General features: G+C 71.2%; 1 protein-coding gene. It reads left to right on the top strand.

Annotation, left to right across the window (positions count from 1 at the left end; translation table 11 throughout):
- Positions 1–315 precede the first annotated feature (315 nt).
- Positions 316–787, top strand: a 472-nt coding sequence (locus GWK61_RS54890; protein ID WP_194922342.1) for an FAD/NAD(P)-binding protein, incomplete at its 3' end; no start/stop codon positions are given.

Genomic DNA, 787 nt, shown 5'->3' with positions numbered 1-787 from the left:
CCCCTGCTGCTGTGGTCCAGCTCCGTTCGGCTTGACACCGCCAAACCGGGCAGGTTGGCTGCGCCCGCTGACGCGGCGAGGGACCCAGAACCAAACCCCCGCGTGGTCCGGTCGGATCCGGCGAACCGCGCGGCCGGTGCCGCTGGCCCGTCGCCACCATCCGCGGGGCCTGGTATGTCGGCTCCTCTGCGGGGCGCCCGGCGACATCACCCTCCGAAGCTCAGTACCCTGATTTGCAAACGGTCCGTGTCAGCAGCGAACGCGTCCGGTCGGGCCAAGGGTGCCGGGGCGTCGCCGTACCAGAGGGTGCTGCCAATGATCCGCAATGCTGTCTGCCCGAGAATCCTTGTCGTCGGCGCTGGGTTGGCGGGTACCGCCACCGCGATTCGGCTCCTGTGCTTCGCGCGCGGTCCGCTGGAGGTCGTGCTGCTTGAACGGCGTGCCGACTATCGGTGTGCCGGCGTTGCCTACCACCGCGACGGCAACCCGTGGGACCACGTCTTCAACGTCCAGGCGGGGCGGATGTCGGCGTTCCGGGAGGACGTGCTCGACTTCGTGCGGTGGGCGAACGTGGAGGCCGACCGGAGTGGGTGGCCGGCGCCGTGGGCCGACTTCGAGTTCGTGGAGCAGGGGCCGGCGCCGCGGCGGATCTTTCAGGACTACCTGGCCGAGCGGCTGGCGCAGGCCAGGCGGGAGGCGCTGGTCGGCGTCGTGTTGGTGGAGGCCGATGGCGAGGCCGTCGATCTGGACGTGCGGGGGGACGGGGTCGAGGTCACGGTGCGGGGGG

Origin of the sequence: Catenulispora rubra (assembly GCF_015356825.1) — a bacterium.
GTDB classification, from domain to species: Bacteria; Actinomycetota; Actinomycetes; order Streptomycetales; family Catenulisporaceae; genus Catenulispora; species Catenulispora rubra.
Note: the sequence above shows the minus strand (reverse complement) of the source record. Positions and strands in the feature narration are given on the sequence as shown.